Source organism: Nostoc sp. (assembly GCF_036917375.1).
In the GTDB taxonomy this organism is placed as follows: Bacteria; Cyanobacteriota; Cyanobacteriia; order Cyanobacteriales; family Nostocaceae; genus Nostoc.
Window position 1 is genome coordinate 24882 of the sequence record NZ_JBALDN010000040.1, and the last position, 16199, is coordinate 41080.

General features: G+C 41.3%; 12 protein-coding genes. 5 read left to right on the forward strand and 7 right to left on the reverse strand.

The features are described from left to right. Positions 1-340 precede the first annotated feature (340 nt). On the forward strand, positions 341-799 hold the full coding sequence (locus tag V7K45_RS09420; RefSeq protein WP_335002641.1) for a DUF29 domain-containing protein: 459 nt from the start codon (positions 341-343) through the stop codon (positions 797-799). A 33-nt stretch (positions 800-832) separates the two neighbouring features. On the opposite strand, the gene V7K45_RS09425 is transcribed toward V7K45_RS09420, so the two are convergent. Further along, a complete protein-coding gene (locus V7K45_RS09425) occupies positions 833-2512 on the reverse strand; it encodes a hybrid sensor histidine kinase/response regulator (protein ID WP_335002643.1) in 1680 nt (559 codons plus the stop codon). 328 nt (positions 2513-2840) lie between these two features. After that, a complete protein-coding gene (locus V7K45_RS09430) occupies positions 2841-4751 on the reverse strand; it encodes a GTPase family protein (RefSeq protein WP_335002645.1) in 1911 nt (636 codons plus the stop codon). A gap of 360 nt (positions 4752-5111) precedes the next feature. On the opposite strand from V7K45_RS09430, the gene V7K45_RS09435 reads away from it, so the two are divergent. Further along, positions 5112-5429, forward strand: a complete 318-nt coding sequence (locus tag V7K45_RS09435) for a DUF433 domain-containing protein (RefSeq protein ID WP_317616110.1) — start codon at positions 5112-5114, stop codon at positions 5427-5429. Then, the gene (locus V7K45_RS09440; protein ID WP_335002647.1) at positions 5426-5800 is read left to right on the forward strand and encodes a DUF5615 family PIN-like protein; all 375 of its coding nucleotides are present in this window, start codon (positions 5426-5428) and stop codon (positions 5798-5800) included. The genes V7K45_RS09435 and V7K45_RS09440 overlap by 4 nt, the downstream gene beginning before the upstream one ends. Before the next feature lie 357 nt (positions 5801-6157). Here the strand turns inward: V7K45_RS09440 and V7K45_RS09445 are convergent, their stop codons facing one another. The 4 genes from V7K45_RS09445 to V7K45_RS09460 form a co-directional block, all read right to left on the reverse strand. Then, a complete protein-coding gene (locus V7K45_RS09445) occupies positions 6158-6859 on the reverse strand; it encodes a serine/threonine protein kinase (RefSeq protein ID WP_335002649.1) in 702 nt (233 codons plus the stop codon). A 119-nt stretch (positions 6860-6978) separates the two neighbouring features. Continuing rightward, positions 6979-8079 carry an AI-2E family transporter gene (locus tag V7K45_RS09450; protein ID WP_335002651.1) on the reverse strand — a complete coding sequence of 367 codons (1101 nt, stop codon included), beginning with the start codon at positions 8077-8079 and terminating at the stop codon, positions 6979-6981. Between the two features lie 120 nt (positions 8080-8199). Beyond that, positions 8200-9633 (reverse strand): bifunctional orotidine-5'-phosphate decarboxylase/orotate phosphoribosyltransferase, encoded by a 1434-nt coding sequence (locus V7K45_RS09455; protein WP_335002653.1) that lies wholly within the window; start codon positions 9631-9633, stop codon positions 8200-8202. 25 nt (positions 9634-9658) lie between these two features. Next, positions 9659-10255: a cytochrome b/b6 domain-containing protein gene (locus tag V7K45_RS09460; RefSeq protein ID WP_335002655.1), complete on the reverse strand. Its 597-nt coding sequence runs from the start codon at positions 10253-10255 to the stop codon at positions 9659-9661. A gap of 386 nt (positions 10256-10641) precedes the next feature. Between V7K45_RS09460 and V7K45_RS09465 the strand changes: the two genes are divergently transcribed. Further along, positions 10642-12141 carry an SIMPL domain-containing protein gene (locus V7K45_RS09465; RefSeq protein ID WP_335002658.1) on the forward strand — a complete coding sequence of 500 codons (1500 nt, stop codon included), beginning with the start codon at positions 10642-10644 and terminating at the stop codon, positions 12139-12141. Positions 12142-12330: 189 nt separating this feature from the next. Here V7K45_RS09465 and V7K45_RS09470 read toward each other — a convergent pair whose 3' ends face one another. Then, positions 12331-13905, reverse strand: coding sequence for a PAS domain-containing sensor histidine kinase (locus V7K45_RS09470; RefSeq protein WP_335002660.1), 1575 nt, complete (start codon positions 13903-13905; stop codon positions 12331-12333). Positions 13906-14392: 487 nt separating this feature from the next. On the opposite strand from V7K45_RS09470, the gene V7K45_RS09475 reads away from it, so the two are divergent. After that, complete coding sequence (locus V7K45_RS09475) at positions 14393-15829, forward strand: AAA-like domain-containing protein (RefSeq protein ID WP_335002662.1); 1437 nt, start codon at positions 14393-14395, stop codon at positions 15827-15829. The last annotated feature ends 370 nt before the right edge of the window (positions 15830-16199 follow it).

Consider the following 16199-nt stretch of genomic DNA (forward strand, 5'->3'; position numbering starts at 1 on the left):
TTTGTACCTGACGCTTACGCAGACAATCCTGTTTCAAATACAATACGCTTGGGTTAGCCCCAAAAACCTTAAACTACGTAGGTTGGGGAGCCACTGCGCCCTTGCGGTTTCCCGACTTGAAGCAAGTGGCGTTTGAGGAACGTAGCTTGCTTCCCGCAGGGTAAACCAACATTTGCAGGACTTTGTTGGGTTGCGCTTTGCTTAACCCAACCTACAATTTTTCTTAACTAAACTGTATTGGTTTCAAATAAGGTTTAAATCTCTATCTGAAACATAATTATGAATGATGAGTTTTTAAATTATGTAGACACTACAAATCTGAAAAAAGGCAAAAAAACTGATGCCAAACTCCTATGAAACAGACTTTTACACTTGGACTCAAGAACAGGCTAACTTTTTGCGTCATCATCAATGGAACCAGCTTGACCTGCCTAATTTAATTGAGGAAATTGAATCTTTGGGAAGAAAGGAACGCCAAGAATTGAGAAATCGTTTTAGTGTGTTAATTGCACATTTACTCAAATGGGAATATCAACCAAAGCAACGCAGCCGTAGTTGGTTAGCAACAATTAGAGTACAACGACGGGAAATTCTCAAGTTGCTGAACGAAAATCCTAGTCTGAAACCTTACATTGAAGAAGCACTCCAGGAATCTTATGAAAATGGTAGGGATTTAGCATCAGGAGAAACAAATCTGCCATTTTCAACTTTTCCCCAGCAATGTTTATATACTTTGGAGGGAATTCTGAGCGATCGCTTTTATCCCGGTGAGTCTATCACAGATGATTTAATGGATTAATACTCCTCAGTCAAAATCCACAAGTAGCAAATGTCAACTGGATAATACTTCATCAAAGTATCGATCGATTTCTGCTATCAGAATTTCAAAGTCTACAGGCTTGGTCAAGTGGCATTTGAAACCAGACTTCAGTGCCAGCTGCCGATCCTCTTGGCTACCGTAGCCGGTAAGCGCAATCAGAATTGAGCGAGTCAATTTGGAGTCTTTACTCAGTTCCTGTGCAACGGCGAATCCATCCATTTCGGGAAGTCCGATGTCACAAATAATCACATGAGGCTCAAGTTTCTTTGCAGTTTCTACCCCTAAAATTCCATTCTCGGCAATGGAAACTTCATGCCCAAAATACTCAAGTACCGCTTGTAATGATACGGCTGAATCCTCGTTATCTTCGATGACTAAAATCTTCAACGATTTTTTCGCCGCCTCTGTAATCTCTAATTCGTTGTCCGAGGCTGCAATCTCTTCGCATACGGGGAGAGTGACTTTGAATTCTGCTCCCAAATTTATCCCTCTACTTGAAGCTTCAACATTACCACCATGAAGTTCTACAAGACTTTTTACTACCGAAAGTCCCAAACCTAACCCGCCCCGCGAACGATCTAAACTGCGATCGGCCTGGGTAAACGGCTCGAAAAGTTCTGGTAATATTGTCGGGTCTATCCCGATGCCTGTATCTCTTACAGATAAAACCGCTACACTACCTGAGCCATTTTCACCTGGAATAACTGAGAAATCCAGCCAGATCGTCCCATCTGGCTGGGAAAACTTTAAGGCGTTATCAAGAAGGTTCCCAAAGATTTGGAAGAAGCGAGTGGAGTCAACATAAGCCCACACGGGCGTGTTTGGCAGGTCTTCTATTACATTAAGGTTCCATTTTTTGATTGCTTGTGCATGGTCATTGAGACTCTGGCGAACCAATTCCACCAGATTAACCTTCTCAAGATTTAATGAAATCTTCCCGTATGTGATGGACGATACGTCAAGTAACTCATCGATCAATTTCGAGAGGTGCTTAATCTGGTTTTGCATCATTAAAACTGTTTCCCCAACTGCACCAGTCTGTCCTAGCTTCAACTTCAGTAGCTGAACGCCGTTGGAGATGGGGGCAACGGGATTCCTCAGTTCATGAGCCAGCATGGCAATAAATTTGTCTTTTAGAGCATTTTGGTTCGTTAGTTTCTGGAAAAGATGCACGTTAGCGATCGCAACTGCTGTAGTATCTGTCAAAATCTCAAGAAGTCCGATCTCTTGGGGTGTGGCTAAGTGTCGTGTACTCCAGTAGGCTCCGATCGCACCTAGCGGATCGGAAACCCGAATGGGAACCATCACTAAACTTTTGACAAAAGTTACCTTGTACGCCTCAATCGGAATTCGCGCATCCTGGTAAATGTCCTCAATTACGGCTGCTTTTTTATTCAGCATTGCCCAACCCGAGATGCAAGACTTGAGCGGAAAACGCATACCTTTCCAAAGTGGGCCAATGGCGTTTTCATCGACATAGTGGCAACATTCACCATCCCGCAATACAAAAGTTACTCCATCAGCATTTGTGAGATCGCGAGCAGCCAAACGCACAATCTCAATAATTTCCTCAATAGTTCGCACACAAGCCAAATCCTTCACAACGGCAAGCAGCCTGTTGTAAGAGGAAATGCTATAGCTCGGATCTGAATTCTGTTCTTGAGGGATGGAGGTTTGTAGTATATTTTTCATAAAAACTCCGAACAAAAAGATGTCTGTATAAAAACTTAGGTAAAGCGGGTAGGTTCAGTAGACACCTACTCTTAATCGTAATCTTAACCTCGATCTTGAAATTACCATCTGTTACCGCATTTTTACTTTTCCTTATATAGGATGAAATTCTTCAAAAGTGCTAAGTAAATATTCGTAATTTACTTTTGTTTATTAATGCAACTTTTGGTATTTAATCTACGGTGGTTACGTAACAGCTTAAACTCGTTATTTAGACGTAGTATTTGCAAGAAAATCGAAGATGCGTCACAATCCTTCGTAGACATCGCCGATCGCAAGCAAATGCAAATTATTTGGCGATCGCTAAATAATACTCAAATCGCTCCCGGAGTTGTTCAACCGTCAGATTTTGAGTCCAGTACTCCACTAGAGCGTGACCAAATGCCCAGGCGTTGCGATCGGGTGCAGCGGTGTTTTCCAGCAGCAGCGGCCAAAGGGATAGCAATTCAAATTTGACCGAGTTGGGGTTCAAGAGTGAGAAAAGCTCATATCCCATTTGTAGTTTACCAATCACAATTGGCAACTGTTCCACAGGAATTTGCTCCGCCAGCATATACGCTAAAGCCGGAGATCCGGTTGAGAGCGTAGAAACAAACTGAAGGACAGGACTTTTAAGCAATGTCGTTAATCCTTGTGTTGTCGTCATTTGGAAGGTGTAGTGGTCAATAATTTTGGCGGCAGCGACGATGCGAGTTTCTAGGTTACGCAAAAAGCGGGCGAGACGGAGTTGCTTGGTAGGTGCGATCGCATCCACTAATCCCAACGATAGCGCTTCTACTCCCCAGGCAACTCGATTTGTTTTGCTGTCACTTGTAACCACGGGTAAAACTAGATTACAGAAGTTTCCTAGCAGTTTAGCGCGATACTCAGTGGCTTCGCGAATCGCAATTTCTTTGGGGCGATCGCCCGATTCCCAATTATAAGGCGGTTGCCATTCGCGGATTGGACGCAGCCGGTCTACCTGGGTGACGATCGCGATCGCAGGTAAATCTGCAATTTCTGCTTTGATGGCTTGCAAAAAGTCCACATCCATTTGCAGGGCAGGATCGAGGGCAGGGGTGGCTAACAACAGCAAATCGGAATTTATAGCATAATCAAGCACCAAGTTTCGGAGTTCGGCACGGTTGACTTGTTCGTAACCAGGTGTATCCAAAAGCGTCAGAGTTTCGCCACTTTCAGTTTGCCATTGATAATTCTGAATGCGATCGGTACTGGGTAAAACGTCAACTGCTGCAAGATCCGCCTGAAAGAGCGTATTAATTAGGCTACTTTTTCCCGATCCCGTGCGCCCCACCAGCAAAATATTCACGGGTTTTTGCTCAACCGCCTCGGCTGGTTGAGCTTGAGTCAGGATTTCTCGGAGTGTTTGGGTTTTTGCCTTGGGTAAAGTTGGAGTGGAAGCTACGGTTGTTGAAACTGGTAATGTGCTACGTCCGTAAAGTGCGATCGCTTGTAGGCATAAGTTTCTCAGGGCAGCTTCCCGAAATAACTGGCTCAAATTTCCCAATAATTGCTGAGTTGCTTGGTTACTAGAACCCTGACTGGCTTGTTTTGCCACCGCCGCCACCGGATTTAAGATCCACTGTGCCCAGTTCCAAACTTTCCAGAATTTCCGAGCCGATGGTTCCAACTTCCGGTAGACCTCATATCCTTGGTATGCTTGTCCAACCGTTACCTGATTGAGGATCGGGGATAAATTTTGCATCCACCGATCCATATCATCTACCGTTCCCCGAATCAGCCCGTAAGCTTGGGGAACGTAAATATTCAGCAGGGGATATTGAATCTGAGGATTGTAGATACGAGCGATCGCTACCACTAAATCCTGACATCGCGTCCAAAAAGTTTGCCAGTCTTCCCAAATCGGGCGATCGCTTTGTGCTGCTTGGAGAATTTCTTGAAGGGCGGTTTCTGCAAGCTTTGTGGTGTCACTTCCCACTGGTTGCTCTACTGTATCCTCTGCTGTCGATTCCAATTCTTCACGGACTTGAGTTAATACAGCTTCCACCTCGTTAACAGCTGGTTGAGTCCATTTAACTAGCAGCCAACGCCAACCAACAAATAAAACGGTGAATACACCCCAAATCCAATTAATGCCCCACGCATGAATTTGTGAACCGGCAGACACCAGTAAGAAAATGATGATAAACGCGATCGGGATTGCTAAGACCACCCACTGCCACAGTTTTAATCGCACCATTGCCCCATACCTGCTTTGAAATGTTAGAAAATTCGAGTTTTTGCCAAAATTACTCTTATAAAAAGTCTATCGTCTCCAATGCAGGCAGGATGTTTGGTATTTTGGGATTAATGGTAGACTCACAATACTGCTCAATTAAGCATTTTAAATTAGAATTGGGTTTGGGGAAAAGGTTAAAGGGTAAAGGTTAAAGGTTTTTTCTTTCCCCTTTCACCTTCCCCTTTTCCCCAAAACCCGACAAGTATTGGGTAGACTCCCAATTATTAGGGATAAATGTTTTATTTTGCTGTAGATAGCTAAAAAAACAACTGGATATTTATATTTCTAGATTAGAAGAAGTTTAAAATTGCTCAGTTGTCTATGAGAGCAAAATTTAGTAAACAAGCTATGCAAACAATTACCGACATTGGCACGCTGATTGTCAGCACACCCGGAACCTGTGGTGGTCGTCCTCGGATTGCGGGACACCGGATTACGGTACATAATATTGCGATCGATTTCAACGCAGGCATGAAACCGGAAGAGATAGTTGTCCAAAGACCACAGCTAATGTTGGCACAAGTTTATGCAGCGCTAGCTTACTACTATGCTAACCAGGAAGTAATTGACACGGAGATTGCCGCAGAAATTGAAGAATACGACCGTTTGGAAGCTGAGTACACGGCGAAGAGACAGTGAGCCAAATTCGTTTGTATTTAGATGAGGACAGTGTTGAGAAGTCCCTAATCAAAGCTTTCTGTAATGCAAACTTGGATGTTGTGACAGTGGCCGATGTGAGCAGGCAGAGTTATTCTGATGATGAGCAGCTAATTTGGGCAACAGAGCAAGGGCGTGTTATCTATAGCTACAACCGAAGAGACTTTTGCTGCTTACATAACGAGTTTTTAGCCACAGGAAGAAATCATGCTGGCATTATCTTGTTGCAGCAACAACGCTATTCCGTAGGGCAACAGTTACAAGGGTTGCTCAAGTTAGTTGCTACTCGTTCGGCTGAGGAGATGGTAAACCAACTAGTATTTTTGAGTGCTTATATTAGACTTCTTGCATAAGTCGGGAAAAGGGGAAAGGGGAAGGGGAAAAGGTTCTGCAAAAGTCCCTTTCCCCTTTAACCTTTACCCTTTTCCCCAAGAATGCAAAAAGCACTTTTGCAAGAGGTCTATTGATAAAAGCTCTTAGACCACTGTCAGCGTTTTAATTAATACTAGGCTTTATTAGACTTCTTGCATAAGTCGGGAAAAGGGGAAGGGGGAAGGGGAAAAAGTTGTGTATTGTCCCCTTCCCCTTTAACCTTTACCCTTTTCCCCAAGAATGCAAAAAGCACTTTTGCAAGAGGTCTATTGATAAGACTGCTATCTTAATAAAGATATCCTTGAAGCGATCGCACAAAAGTTGTCTATCCATCGCTCTTAACGTTTTAAATACTTAATTTTAGTTAATCTTAAGGGTAGTTGGCAGCAAAAAGTTTTAATAGAAGTTCCCAGACGATAAAATTTGCGGACGATATCTAAGGCAAGGTATGGTATGCGCAGTCGCAGTGGGTAAAACACGGGCAGATATAACCAGTAGTAAGCCTTTTTTAGGTCATTCCACTTTGAGCAAGCTTCTTGATGCAAGAAATCTGATATGTCTACGACTAATCCTCTGCCTTGGTACATCATGACATTACGCCCGTGGACATCATGAGGGTGGAGTCCACGACTTCGTGCATAGTCAAGAGCTTCATCAATGTCCTTTATTACCTGCTTGGGAATTAGTAAACCAAAGTGCATACAATCGTAGAGGGTTGTTCCATAAAGCCGTTTCAAGACTAAAAACTCATCTTTAGCGTAGAAACACTCAGAAAACGCTGGATGAGAACCTAGACGATGGTAAACTTCTACTTCCTCTTCAAAGCCTGGCCGTCCTGGGGCATAAATCTTAACTACATAGTCAGGAGAATCGGGGTGATAAACTACTGCGGCGTAATTTCCTCTGCCAAGCAGCCGCCAAGGTTGTGGAAGATAGCTTACCTTAATTGGATCGCAGGGATTGACACTTTCAATCTGTAATCTAGGCAGTAGTTCCTGATAAATGTTTTTGACTAACTGTTTTAGGGGCAATTTGTCCATATTAATTCCTTAGCCAATTTACAAGGTTTGGGAATAAGGTTGACTTGAGTGAATTACGACCTAAATTACACCGTTGCTACTTACTTTTAACGCTAGAGATAGCAATTTTTATCCATAACTTATTGCGATATTGATTTTTCTACCAACAATTCTGATCCTGCTTCACCCTCACCCAGGTTATCAGAATTAACAGATTTAGAAAAACCGTCTGCTACATCTTTGATAAAACCAGCTATGGGTACCGCAACTAGTAAACCCAAGACTCCGCCAACATTGGTTCCTACAAGCAGAGCAATTAATACCCATATTGGTCTAATACCAGTAATTTTACCTAAAAGACGGGGTGCGATCGCTTGATCGATTAACTGATCGATAACAACAGCTACCGCAAACACCTTAGCTGCTAGCCAAAAGTCATGTGACGCTATGATTAAAGTTATTAAAACCAGACTGACGACATCACCAAAGGGAATTAAGCTCAAAAGTCCAACTCCCAAACCAAAGAGCAAAGCAAACTGGACTTGAAAACCTAAAAACAATAATGTTATTGAAACACCCATCAGCAAAGCCAAAGTTCCCTGACCAATTAAGTAATTTTGGAAGTTTTGCTGAATAGACTGGCTTATCTGCTGGGCAAGATTTCCAGGTAACTTCTTAAATATTGCCTCCCAAATTCTTGGGCCATCCAACAACAAGTAAAAAGTTAGCACTACTGTGATTAACGCCTCAGAAATACTATCAATTGTATCTATGATAATGCTTAAAAGTTTATCTGAAACAAATTCTAACTCATTAGGTAATTGGTCAGTAATTTGTGCTAATAGCTGACTTAAATTCACATTCACTTTATGTTTCAAAAACCAATTATTGACACTCTGAAGCTTTTGTTCGCTAGAATCAATCCATTGGGGAAAGACTTTAACCATTTCATTAAATTGCTCTAAAACAATGGGTACTAAAGTGATACCCAGAGCTACAACAATTACCAATGCTAATATAAAAACTAATGCTACTGCATAGCTGCGTTTAACTTTTCGCTGTTGGAGAATCGAAACAGGATAGTTTAAAACGAATGCAAGCAAGGTAGCCAAGACAAGAATTGTGACGACAGGTTGAAAGTTTTTCACCAGCAAAAAGGCTAGCCAACCATTGAGAAATACTAGAGGAAATAACAACGTAAAAATTAACCATCTAAGTAGTTGATTCAGGGGAAAATTCATAATTAATTTCAAGGCTAAAATTATTCTAGTTACTAGATTGAACCGATTAATTAAATCTGCTCAACAGGAAGTAGATAAGAAAAATATTTCCAGATTCTCCACTTCCCATTATTGAAATGATTAACTTTCAGCGAAAGCTGAAAATTGCTCCTCATTTATTCGCCCTGCTTGATACAGAGTATTAGTAATTTCCGAAATAGTTAAAACCGCATAGCTACGATAACCATTTTGCTGTAACCTATCTTTCACCCCCTGTTCGTGATCGATAAATACCACAATATCATTAACCTTTAATCCAGCTGATTCCAACTTTCCTGCTCCTTCCATGACACTTTTGCCGCTAATGAGAATATCGTCAACCACTACAACTGTTTCACCAGCATGAAAGTTACCCTCAATTACTTTCCGAGTTCCGTGTGCCTTCACCTCTTTACGCGGGAAAATCATCGGACAATGAAGGCGCAAAGCTAAACCAGTCGCAGTTGGTAATGAACCATAGGGAATACCTGCTAATCTATCAAAATTAAGGTTCTTCAAAATATCCTCATAAGCTGTGAGAACTTGATTAAAGACTTGGGGGTTGGAAATAATTTTGCGTAAGTCGATGTAATAAGGAAATATCGCTCCTGATGCTTGGACAAAGCTGCCAAACATAATGCAGTCAATATCGTAAAGTTGTAAAATCAAATCTTGGTGGGGGTGCTGATTGAGAAAACAAACATCAGGAAACCACACAGAACAAGTAGAATTTTCGTGAATAATTTCAGTTTTGATTTGATTAATTTCTGCACGTAGAGACTGCACTTCCTCTGATAATTGCGTATTTCCCAACATATCTTGAGGAACAGGAATCAGTAAACCATCACCGTTACTATTCAAGCCAGCTTCTAAAATTTGTTTCAGGTTTTGTCCCTCCGCCCAGATGCTACGCGCCATAATAATTCGTTCGGGTGCAACTGCTCGAATCAGTGCTAAAACTTCAGGATTTGTAGTTCCCACTTCTAAACCCAATTGTTCGGGAGTTCCCCAGGTTTTGGATTCTTTTACTACCTGTAAATAAAGGGGTGATTCGTTTGTAGGATATTGCTGTAGAGCTTCTGCACCTGGATTAGAAGTACAGCATAAAATAAACACCGCTTTATCAGGATAGACTAAAAAAGGTGCTACGTGATCTTGTCCTGTATAGGGACTGAGAGTGATTGCATCCACCTGCCATTGTGTAAACACAGTCTGGGCAAAGATGGTACTAGTATTTAAGTCACTGTGTTTGGCATCTAAAATTACTGGGATATGGGCTGGAATAGCTGCTAAAGTTTTGTACAGCAGTTCTAAACCAGGAATACCTAAAGCTTCGTAAAAGCCAAGTGTCGGTTTATAAGCACAAACGAAATCAGAAGTTTCCGCAATAATGAATTGTAACCACTTTTCCAAACCAGTGATGAGTTCTTCAGATTCATAACGCCCAGGCATCATCTCTGGATTTGGATCGAGTCCTACAAATAGTAAGCTTTGATTTTGTAAGATATTTCCATTCAATTTATCAAAAAAGTTCATTTTTTTGTTTAAAAAGGATTGTTGCTCAAAACATTGATTCTGTTAATTCAGTCCCACCAGACTTACGCCCTAATTGATAGTGAATTACTACAAATAAGATAACCATCGGCACTGAGGCAAAGTGAACAATTCGCAATGCTTGCCAATCGCCAAAGCAATCCACAATCCAGGGAAATTGAGCAGGTTTATACATTCCTATCCCTGTAAATAATGCCAGCAGCAAAATAGGAATAATTGCTGTATAAGCAATCCGATGCCAAGCATAAATTAGACGTTGGGAATTTTGAGTTTTTTGTAATGCTTTCAAGTCATTAACACCGACAAACCGATGTCGCCAACGTCGGGTAATTAAAATGTAAATTCCATACCACAACAGATTCAGCGAGAATAGCCACATTGCTGCAAAATGCCAGTGTCTACCTCCTGCAAGCCAACCTCCTAAAGTAAATATCGGAGGAATGTGTAAACCTGAGCGTCCACCAAAAACAGGGTTGGCGTTGTAAATTTGTAGTCCACTGGTGAGCATGATAAATAGACTAATGATGTTACACCAGTGGAAAATTTTGGCTCCTATTGCTTGAGTGGGTCGCTTTCGAGTTGGAGAGGGAACGTTGGAGGTCATAAATTTTGACTGATAAAATTTGTTGTTTATCTGTCTTGGGTAAATAGCCCAGCAAGTTTGGAGGTGGGCATTGCTTACCTTTATTTTCTCATCATTAGATTCAGTATTCTGACATTAATGGTCTACCATCTGCTGTTTTAACTGTCAGTTTAGGTATGGCTAGGGTTGTTCGCAGCTAAATTACGCTTAATGTGAATTAAATCGGTTGAGACTCCAGTGTTTTGAATTTCATGAAAAACACCTTCTACACGCTGACGAACACGACTAATAAAACACTTCAAAGCATGAGAATGTTGAAAATGCTGGTTGTCACGAGTGAGTGTTCCGATACGATTAAGATTAAGACATCAACAGGTATCAAACATCATTTAAACAAGGAAAATAAGATGGCTAACACAGATAATCTCATAGGTTTGAGAAATTTGGGTCTTGCGATCGCCGATCCCCTCATTGGTGGCACTGCTGCAAAAACTCCTCAGATATTGGAAGTTACTGGTAAAGGAGAAGTCAATGTTGCCACCACTTTAACTGAGGTGCAATTGGGGATTAAAGTCCAGGCAAAAACTGCAACCGCAGTTCAAGAACAAGTTGCTCAACGTTCAACAGCGGTAGTAGATACACTGCAAAAGCTTGGGGCGAAAGAACTTCAAACTACATCTATTCAACTAAACCCTGTCTATAGCTTTGAAAATGGTACTCAAACCCTAACTGGCTTTGAAGGCTTGAACACACTTCAGTTTGAGCTACCAACAAATCAAGCTGGAGCAGCAATTGACAAAGCTATCCAAGCAGGTGCAAATGTCATACAGAATATCAGCTTCACTGCCTCAGACGAAGTATTGCAGCAGGCACGTCTGCAAGTTCTGAGTGAAGCTGTTAAAGATGCCCAAGCTCAGGCTCAGGCTGTTTTTAGTACCTTAAAGTTAACCCCCGGACAGATTATTGACATTGATATTAACTCAGATGACAATCCTAGACCATCTCCCTTGGTGTCTAATCTAACAGGAGATAGGGTTTTGGCAGCAGCTAGTACAACTCCTATAATTAGTAGTCCTCAGACAATAGAAGCTAGTGTTTCTCTAGATATCGGTTATTCTCCGAATTCAGCAGGGACTCTTGCTTCGGCTACTGATAATCTTATCGGTGTGAGAAATTTGGGTCTTGCGATCGCCAATTCCCTCATTGGTGGCACTGCTGCAAAAACTCCTCAGATATTGGAAGTTACTGGTCAAGGAGAGGTCAGCGTTGCCACTACTTTAACTGAGGTAGAATTGGGGATTAAAGTCCAGGCAAAAACTGCAACCGCAGTTCAAGAACAAGTTGCTCAACGTTCAACAGCGGTAGTTGATGCACTGCAAAAGCTTGGGGCGCAAGAACTTCAAACTACATCTATTCAACTAAATCCTGTCTATAGTTTTGAAAATAGTACTCAAACCCTAACCGGCTTTGAAGGCCTCAACACACTTCAGTTTGAGTTACCAACAAATCAAGCTGGGGCAGCAATTGACAAAGCTATCCAAGCAGGTGCAAATGTCATACAGAATATCAGCTTCACTGCCTCAGACGAAGTATTGCAGCAGGCACGCCTGCAAGTTCTGAGTGAAGCTGTTAAAGATGCTAAAGCTCAGGCCCAGGCTGTTTTTAGTACCTTAAAGTTAACCCCCGGACAGATTATTGACGTTGATATTAACTCAAATGACAATCCTAAACCATCTCCCTTAGTGTCTAATCTAACAGTAGATAGGACTTTTTCACTAGGTACTACAACTCCTATAATTGGTAGTTCTCAGACGATAAAAGCTAGTGTTTCTCTAGATATTGGTTATTCTCCAAATTCAGCAGTGATTCTCGATCTACCTCTTAATGGATTGCAGCAAATTGCTTAATCAGGACTTATGCAAATTACACAAGCAAGTGGCGCAGTGTAGTCGCGCCACGTGCTATATCAATCGCATCTTTACCCAAGGATGTGTTGCAATCATTAATTGAATTAGTATCAGATATGTGAATGCAGGGGCCGCCTTGTTAATGCATCGACTTGCAAAAATTAACACCTCCTCGCCAAAGTTCATTATCTAAACGCTGGCGTGTTTTCTAATCGCGGCATAGTGTCTTGCTGTTGTATTCATCTCAATCACCAACTCTGTCCCTTGACCTAATTGAGAATTACACTTAAGTTTACCTTGATGTTTTTCAACAATAATTTGCCGACTAATTGATAGCCCTAGTCCTTGACTTTTGCCTACTGGCTTGGTTGTAAAAAACGGTTCAAATATATGTTTTTGGATATGGGGAAGCATACCTTTGCCATTGTCAAAAATGCGAATGATAACTTTGTGTTTTTTCCCTAGTAGTTTGTCATTTACCCAAGATTCATGATTATTGACCAATGATAAATGACTGCTAACAACTTCTGTATGAATCAAAATTTTGGGAGTAAAAGAATAATCATGCTTCATCCTCTCTTCTAAAGCATCAATGGCATTACTTAAGATGTTCATGAATACCTGATTTAGTTCACCAGGATAACACTCAATTAAAGGTAATTCACCAAAGGTTTTAATTACTTTAATCTCTGCTCTATCAGGTTTTTCTTTGAGACGATGCTGCAAAATCCTGAGAACACTATTAAATCCTTCATGCAGGTCAACCTTTTTCATTTGACCTTCGTCAGAGGTGGAAAAATTCCGCAAAGCGAAAACAATATCTTTGACGCGCTCAGAACCGGCTCGCATTGACCACAGTAATTTTAAAAAGTCTGTCTTCACGAAACCAAGGTCAAGGTGTTGCAAATGTAAGGCAATAACTGGGCTAGGTGTGGGATAGCAATATTGGTAAAGCTCAATAATTCTGATTAAATCTTCAGCGTATTTACTAGCAGGATGGAGATTGCCGGAGATAAAGCTAACGGGGTTGTTAATTTCATTAGCCATATCCGCCACCAGTTGACCGAGATTAGCCATTTTCTGGTTCTGCAATAACTGCTTTTGGGTATATTTGAGTTCATCGAGAGTAGTTTCTAGCTGCTGTGATTTTTCCTTAACTTGGTCTTCGCTAGACTGGCGTTGCGCAATTTCTGTTTGGAGTTGTTCAAATAGTTGGTATTGTTGAGTAGCGTAGGCGCAGCCCGCACTTCGGCTGCGCTCAGTGACCGTCGTAGACATCGCCTTATCCTGATTAATATCCTTGTGCGTTCCCACCATCCGCACTGGTTTACCGAATTTATCCCACTGAAATACTTTGCCACAAGTCAAAATCCACTTCCACTCCCCGGATTTAGTCAACATTCGCAATTCGACTTCAAACACAGGTATGCATCCTTGGAGATAATCGTGCAATACCTGACGAATTCTTGGTAAATCCTGTGGATGTACCAGTTGTTCAAAGGATTTATAATCGTTGTCGATTTCGTCTACTTTATATCCCAGAATACTTTTCCACTGGGGATCGTAATAGGTTTTGTCAGTTACCAGATTCCAATCCCACAACCCCAAGCCACTAGCGATTAATGCCATTTGTAAGGCGGCTTGTGAGCATTGGCAAGGATCTAAATTTTCTAGAGATAAGTCTTTGGTTTCTGGGAAACTTTGAGAATCTTGTACTGAAAGTGGAGCTTCTGATTCATGGGTAGCGGGTTCTTGGATATGCATAGCTGCTGGTACGATGAGGAAGATATTCTGTAGCTTTCTCTCTACGCTGTTTTAGCACCCTGACGATTCAGTTATGGACAAATTGCCTAGTTGGTTTATAAGGCTGTAGCTTAGGTCAGGGATATATCAGCCCATATCATAAATTGGGATGGAGTTTAGAAAAAAGTAAACGGACGAGTATAACCTCTGTTGCGATCGCAATAGCAATCTTTTAGAAAAAATCGCTACATTGTTGTGCATCTACATTCTAAGATATGTCTAAAAAAAGTAGTTCAAGTCACATATAATTACCTAAAAAGCCCGAAAAGTTTGTAAAAAAAATTCTATGATTGAATCACGCTAAATAATTTCAGGATGCAAAAATTGTCAAGGCTTTTTTGTAGCTTTTTGAGTCACGGCTGGCTGCTATGCATACAAGGCAGCCGACATTGACTTCCAAAGCTTAATGGTGTGAGAAAAGATCATACTGAAATAGACTCAATGAGTAATGACTATAGATGAACTAGTATTGCTACTAAAAGCCAGTCAAGCAACCGGTTTAACGACGCTCCAAGAGTTGATATTGCGTTCTTCGTGGGAAGGACAAACCTACGCCAACATAGCCAGTGAAGCGCACTACGGCGAGGAACGTGTCAAGAAAATCGCTGCTCATTTATGGCAAGTACTGAGTAATTTTTACAAAGAACCAATAGATAAATCCAACTTTCGCCAGACTTTAGAAAATCACCCTCAAAGCGTTGCGCATCAGCAATTAATTAAAGAATTCAACCGAGCCGCCACAGCGACATCCTTAGAATTTCCTAGTGGCCCAGTATCTCTTAATTCCAGATTTTACATCCCTCGCCCGCCAATTGAAGAACTCGCTTACGCAGAAATGGCTGAACCTGGGAGTGTAATTTGCATCAAAGCACCCAAAAAGATGGGGAAAAGCTCTCTGGTTTTGCGGTTGCTTGCACGCGCTAACAAGCAAGGCTTTCGCTCCGTAACTTTGGACTTTCAGCAAGCAGACAAAGCAGTATTTGCCAGTTTGGATAAATTTTTGCACTGGTTCTGTGCGAATGTTAGTCGGGAGTTACAGCTAGAAACAAAACTCAATGATTATTGGGATGAAAATATGGGTAGCAAAGTCAGCTGCTCTATCTATTTCCAAAAATATTTACTGGCTGCGCTCTCAAGTCCCCTGGTTTTAGTATTAAATGAGGTGGATTGGGTATTTGAGTATCAGGAAATTGCTAGAGAATTCCTACCATTAGTGCGATCGTGGCACGAACAAGCCAAAAGGGAAGAAATTTGGCAAAAATTGCGTCTGGTTCTAGTTTATTCAACGGAAATTCTTGTTCCCATAAAACTGACTCGATCGCCATTTAATATTGGTTTGACAATTAATTTACCTTCCTTTACGAAAGAGCAAGTGCAGGACTTAGCACAACGTCACGGCTTGGATTGGACAGATGGTAAAGATGCCGATAGTTTAATGGCAATGGTGGGAGGAAATCCTTATTTGGTGCGATTGGCATTGTATCACCTTGTGGGTAAAGGTGGATTAAAAGGGGATTTAGGGCAGTTATTGCAACAGGCACCCACAGAAGCCGGAATCTATAACCAGTGTCTAAGACAGTATGTAATAGCACTTCGAGATGAGCCAGAATTGGGAGATGCTTTTTATGAAGTGATTAATACTACAAATTATGTAAAATTAGAGCCAAGATTGGCATATAAATTACAAAGTATAGGGCTAATTAATTTAGAAGGCGATGTCTACGACGGGCTACGCCTACGCAGTACTCCTGCGTGTGAATTATATCGTTTATATTTCCAACAATATCTCAAAAAAAGTGAGCATTTCAATAATACTCATGTTGAACGATTGAAACAAGAAAATCAACAGTTATCAGTCCTCTCTAGTTTAGATGAACTAACTTAATTAGTTAATTACTGCTACTTTGAAAGCTACCTGCAAATTGAGTGGCAAAATTTTGCTCGTCAAAACACTCCAACATCACTGATTTTTTGCGATATGAAGAAGAATTCAGCTATTCTAAATTCGGGAGCGGAGCCGAAGACGCTCCGCCTCCGGTCAGAATGAAGACGCTCGATGACTCGCTAACGCTTCGCTATCAGTGGGGGATTCAGACCTGCCACTGTTTTGTTTAACACTAAATATGCAGATTGAGTTGAGGTGTTAAACCCCTGAATTCATCCAACAGTCGCACAAAATTCATGTCTGTTTTCTAACTTCTGACGCCTTTATTCTGTTTTGCTAAAAATAGCAACTGATAAGACTTTTTTTGTCG